A 5,342-nucleotide genomic window follows, 5' to 3' on the forward strand; every position below is an offset into this window, starting at 1 on the left:
CTTTTAGTTAGTTGTATAGGTATTTGTTTGAGTCTAAAAATGTATCAGCTTGATTATGATGAATTAGTGCAAAGTTGGAATAAAACCCTCGAAGTTTTAGCCCTTTTTGCTGATGTGCCCGTCGCCTTAGTAATGAAAGTAGAAAACAATATTATTAGTGTATTTTCAAAAAACAATAACCAAGATAATCCTTATGAAATTGGTGACAGTGAAGAGTTAGAAGATTCAGGCCTTTATTGTGAGCATGTCGTAAAAACGCAGAAATTACTGAACATTCCAAACGCACTTATTGATGAAGACTTCAAAGAAAACCCAGATATCAAGCTTAATATGATTTCTTATTTAGGTTTACCTATATGTGCAGGAGACACCACCCCATTTGGCACAATTTGTATCTTAGATAGCAAACCCCATGAATATAACGAGCCTGTGATAAAACTACTCGAAACCATTAAGCAAAGCTTCGAAACACAACTGAAATTATTGTATCAGCAAAAACAAGCGTTTGAGCAGCAACAGTTTGCTGAACTAGCCACTTTAATTAGAGGAATAGCCCACGAGCTCAACACACCACTCGGTAACTGCATTACCGCAGTAGATGTTACCCAACTTGCTGTCAAAGAAACACAAACCAGACTTTTAAAAAAACGACTTAGCCAACAAGCACTGCAAAATACTTTAGAGACATTGATAAATACCAATGAACTACTAGACAGAAACTTAACTTCATCTGCTTACAAGATACGTATTTTACAAGATTTGTTGTATACCAAATCACAATCAAGTAAAACAATCATGACGTTAGAGCAACTCTCTGAGTCATTGTATAAACACTTAGAAGAGCAAATAAAACATCGCAGTATCAAATTAGACATTAATTATCAAAACCCGCATAGCCAATTAGAAGTTGAAATAGACTTGCTAAAACAAGTGCTGTTTATTTTATTGCAAAACTCAATTGAGCATGCATTCAACAATATTACAGACCCTTTAATAGAAATTGATATTTTTGATTTTGATGAGGTGTTAAAAATTCACTACACAGATAACGGGACTGGTATCAGTAGCACTGAATTAAGCTCAATTTTTACCCCATTTTATAAAGGTAAAAACAACCAATCAGGTATAGGGCTTGGCCTCAGCATAGCGAAGAAAATAGTTAGCCAACAACTGCAAGGCGATATTTGCGTACAAGAAAGTGATGTAGGCGCCCACTTTTTAATTAGTTTGCCAAAGTAAGCTAAAAAGTTTAAATGTCTTTCGTGAATAAAATCTTACTAGTTTGTGTGCAGCCTCTGTCTTCATAACCTACTATTGCATAGTCATTTTTGATATGCAGACTCAGCATTGCAGGAAAACGGTTCATCGACTTAACTTTTATAGCTAGATAACTGTGGGCTTTAACCCATGCTTCTTGCGCGTTTAATAAAGCCTGTGCAATGCCCTGCCCTCTACATTCTGGCGCAACCGCGCCAAGCCAACTATAAAAGGTGTTTGAATCTAACGCATAACCCAGTTTGTAGGCCACAGGCTTATTATCGATATAAGCGACTAAAGCTAGGTGGTCAACATCTGCACACTGTGCTTGTAATTTACTAAGGATATTTCGACCATCAAACTCAGGAATTTGACTATCGACAAGTAACAAATCTTCTAAACTAGCTGGCTTAATTATGTAACTTTTTTCCATTCACTACTTTGTTGTATGAGTGCTTGAATACATGATCAAATTTTGTTGCTCTATTTGTTTGTATAAAGCAACTCGCTTTTGGATTAATACAATTTCATCTTGTAAGTTTTTTTGCAATTGTTGATAAACGTCTCTGTTATGTTCTGTTTTCAATGCAATTTCAACTTTAGAAAGCTGTTCATTTAACTTAATAATATACACTAGCGCTGATTGATAATATTCAGTGTTTGGTACAATCGCATTAACCGTATGACTTATAACAAAACAGAGTGAAGTCAGAATAAACAAGAGTAATTTCATATATATAAATCCCTTTTTTATGCCTTATGAAACAAAGTATATCAATACCAAAAAGCATTTAAATACTATGGTTAGAAACTCACTTCTAACTTCTAACTTCTAACTTCTAAATTCTAACCTCTATTACCTTCTAACTTCACTTTTCTTTTCGATAATACAACTTTGAATAGCGTTTTACACGGGCATGCACGCCGCGACCTAAGCTCTTAAATTTAGCTTCAAGTACATCTACGCCATATAAAATACCTACTACCAGCACAGATAATTTTATTGCAGCTAGCAAGTTGTCGGTGGCAATGACAACACCAATTGATGCTAATACCCAGATCGTTGCAGCGGATGTTACACCAACAACCGCGCCATCTTTTGCAAGCATCACCCCGGCACCTAAGAAGCCAATACCGGTGATAATTTGGCCAACCACACGTGAATGATCAATATCTTCTCCATGCAACATAAACGCTGTTGATAGAAACAAATAAGTACCTAACACAATGAGCGCTGAAGTACGAATACCCACAGGTTTGCCGCGTAATTGACGCTCCATACCAATAATTGCGCCGCAAAATGCAGCGCTACCAATTGCTGACCAAGAATAAGGGGCAATATCAAATAAACTACTCAGTGTCACTGCACTTCCAAATCAAACTAACAATCAAAATTATAAATAAAAGGCCATCGCAGTACTGAGACGCGATGAACCAAAACTAGCCATTTTAGTAAAATCGGCTTTAGCTATTGGCACATGCTGACAATCAATCGCCAATTGTTTTTCGTTTTCACAAAACGGGTCATGCACGTACAAGCAATGCTCATCAATATGCGTTACACACACCCAGTGCGGTGACTTTTTACCATCAAACCGATAGGTGCTGATCAATAACACCACCGCTTTACCCTCAGCAAGCCAATCTTCAATGGTAGCCAAGGTTAACTCTTGATACCTCACAGGCAGTTTTGCAGCTATTGCTTCAGCCACAAACTGATTGTGTACGGTATGCAAAATGGCTTTTTTCTTTTCGCTTCTTACCCCGTCAATAAACAAGGTATCACGGGTATTTAAAATAGCATCAGCTTTAAAGCCACGTTTCATTGCACCAAGTGCTAACCCTAGAGGATGACAACCGCCATGCCCTGAAGTCATGAAAATAGTCGTGGCTTCACGCCATATATCCAGCTCTTTAAGTTGACTCATTGCGGTATCATTCAATGATGACATTGCCATTAATAACGCCGCTGGGCCACAGGTAAATTCGGTAGTTTGCTGGTACCAAGGTGTATGTTTATCGGCATTAAATTCGATATTACGACGAATGTTTTTTTGCATTCGATGGGCATCACTATGGTCATCATAATAATCACTATAATGACCAAACACCTGGTAACCCAGTTTTTCATATAAACGAATTGCTGATTGGTTGTTTACCGCAACTTCTAAACGCATGTATAAACGGCCCCGTTTAGCCGTTTCATTTTCAAGCGCAAGTAGTAACTTTGAAGCAATACCTTTACCTTGCTGAGATTGCAAAACCGCCAGTGAATATAACCGAGCAAGCCGCGTTCCTTTGTGACACCACACTAAACCATAACCAACCAGTTGATTATCTACCTCAGCCACCATCAGTAAGCCGTGGCTTGCGCTGATCCAGCGTTTTAAACTACGGCTACTTAATCTATCTTGGTTAAAGCTTTGCTCTTCAATGACGACAAGAGCCGTCAAATCCGCAGCCTTAGCAAAGCGGATTTGACAAACAGATACGTTCATTAACCGCGGCCTCGTGCTTCTAGGCGTTGTTTAAACTCATCCATAATGATCATATAAAGCTCATCACCTAAATAGGCATCTTCGACTTTATGGTCGATACTAGGGTTGTCATTCACTTCTAACACGTACGCTTTACCTTGATGATCTTTAACATCAACACCATACAAACCTTTCCCCACTGTTTTACAGGCTTTTAAAGCTGCATCAAGTACCACTTTTGGTAGCTCAAAGGTTGGCAAGGTCTCGAAACCACCTGAGAAAAAGCGTTTTGCATCATGGTTGTAAATTTGCCAGTGATTACGAGCCATTAAATAACGACACGCATAAATTGCACGGCCATTTAACACCCCAACACGCCAGTCGTATTCGGTGTACATGTACTCTTGTGCAAGCACAAGTGCACTGAACTCAAACAGCTCAGTTAACTTAGCAACTAACTCATCACGATTAGCGACTTTAAATACGCCTTTTGAGAAAGAGCCTTCTGGCATTTTTAATACCAGTGGGTAGCTGAAGTTTGCTTCTAAACTTTCAATTGTCTCTTCGTTTGTATCAGCCACAACGTGAGTTTTTAAACTTGGCACTTTTTGATAATTAAAGGCATCGTGCAAATACACTTTATTACAACAGCGCAGTATCGACTCTGCATCATCAATGACCACTAATCCTAAGCTTTGTGCTTTACTCGCTAAACGATAGGTTGGATGGTCGATGGCAGTTGTTTGACGAATAAATAACGCATCAAATTGTGCAATATTGGTAATTTCATCAAATGTCAGTGCTTGGGCATAAATACCATGTTTAGCGGCTGCTTTAATAAATTTAGCAATGGCGTCTTTATCACTTGGCGGCACTTTTTCTTGGTGATCAACCAATATAGCCATATCCCAACGGTAACGACGTTTTTTATCGTGAATGCGCCATACAGACATCGTAAAGCTATTGAGCTGTTTTACAAACTCTGTAAAGCCAATATCATCTAATGATGCAATCGTGCCTTGCTTCACAACACCGTGATCATCACACACCAAAATAGGCGCAGGATATTGCGCGAATAATGCTTTGGTTGCTTTATTTTGCTGTTCTTGATCTGTGTGACCAAAAAAGACAGTGCCACCAGCAAGCGCTTTATGACGCGTGCTGTGCTCATCGCTACGTAGCGCATTAATTGTTTTTACACTCGGTAATACCTGGTGCTTTCTTGCTTCAGCAAGCAAAGAACAATAATAACCTTTACTTAAATACTGCCCTGTATCACACAAGTTTAAAATGCGTGTTTTTGGCTCATTATGTTTTGGGTAATCACGTAAGTAGGTGTCAAAGGTAATGACATTTTCGAAATTTTGAGCAATACGTTGCTCATTGTTATCAACCACAATCAAGGTTTTAAACACGACTTTTCCTAAATTAAGTCTTATGAAAAAATGAAAACACCCAGCCAATTAAGTGAACGCATGAGGCTAAACTTCACTTAACTAGATGGGTGCTTATAAGCATTAAGCTTGATGTGATTTATAGAGGTTTTTTTGCTTTGTGACCAACGAGATATTTTTTACTTGAAGATTAAATTTACTGATTAAAAATACC

The 5,342-nt window shown here is 38.3% G+C and carries 6 protein-coding genes; 1 reads left to right on the forward strand and 5 read right to left on the reverse strand.

Translation table 11 applies throughout. The features are described 5' to 3' along the window. The coding region (locus L1D51_RS20275) for a GAF domain-containing sensor histidine kinase (RefSeq protein ID WP_239964662.1) at positions 1-1,239 on the forward strand (1,239 nt) is incomplete at its 5' end. A 10-nt stretch (positions 1,240-1,249) separates the two neighbouring features. Here the strand turns inward: L1D51_RS20275 and L1D51_RS20280 are convergent. The 5 genes from L1D51_RS20280 to L1D51_RS20300 form a co-directional block, all read right to left on the reverse strand. After that, positions 1,250-1,690: a GNAT family N-acetyltransferase gene (locus tag L1D51_RS20280; protein WP_239964663.1), complete on the reverse strand. Its 441-nt coding sequence runs from the start codon at positions 1,688-1,690 to the stop codon at positions 1,250-1,252. Positions 1,691-1,693: 3 nt separating this feature from the next. Next, positions 1,694-1,990 carry a hypothetical protein gene (locus L1D51_RS20285; RefSeq protein WP_239964664.1) on the reverse strand — a complete coding sequence of 99 codons (297 nt, stop codon included), beginning with the start codon at positions 1,988-1,990 and terminating at the stop codon, positions 1,694-1,696. Positions 1,991-2,126: 136 nt separating this feature from the next. Then, the gene (locus L1D51_RS20290; RefSeq protein ID WP_054551426.1) at positions 2,127-2,621 is read right to left on the reverse strand and encodes an MgtC/SapB family protein; all 495 of its coding nucleotides are present in this window, start codon (positions 2,619-2,621) and stop codon (positions 2,127-2,129) included. A 30-nt stretch (positions 2,622-2,651) separates the two neighbouring features. Beyond that, complete coding sequence (locus L1D51_RS20295) at positions 2,652-3,755, reverse strand: GNAT family N-acetyltransferase/peptidase C39 family protein (RefSeq protein ID WP_239964665.1); 1,104 nt, start codon at positions 3,753-3,755, stop codon at positions 2,652-2,654. After that, a complete protein-coding gene (locus tag L1D51_RS20300; protein WP_239964666.1) occupies positions 3,755-5,149 on the reverse strand; it encodes a RimK-like ATPgrasp N-terminal domain-containing protein in 1,395 nt (464 codons plus the stop codon). Before L1D51_RS20300 ends, L1D51_RS20295 begins: the two co-directional genes overlap by 1 nt. Positions 5,150-5,342 lie beyond the last annotated feature (193 nt).

The organism is Pseudoalteromonas shioyasakiensis (assembly GCF_022398475.1).
Taxonomy (GTDB): Bacteria; Pseudomonadota; Gammaproteobacteria; order Enterobacterales; family Alteromonadaceae; genus Pseudoalteromonas.

Bases quoted from the DNA above. Each gene is read 5' to 3' on its own strand.
- L1D51_RS20295 (WP_239964665.1), bottom strand. From the start codon at position 3,755: ATGAACGTATCTGTTTGTCAAATCCGCTTTGCTAAGGCTGCGGATTTG.
- L1D51_RS20285 (WP_239964664.1), bottom strand. From the start codon at position 1,990: ATGAAATTACTCTTGTTTATTCTGACTTCACTCTGTTTTGTTATAAGT.
- L1D51_RS20280 (WP_239964663.1), bottom strand. From the start codon at position 1,690: ATGGAAAAAAGTTACATAATTAAGCCAGCTAGTTTAGAAGATTTGTTA.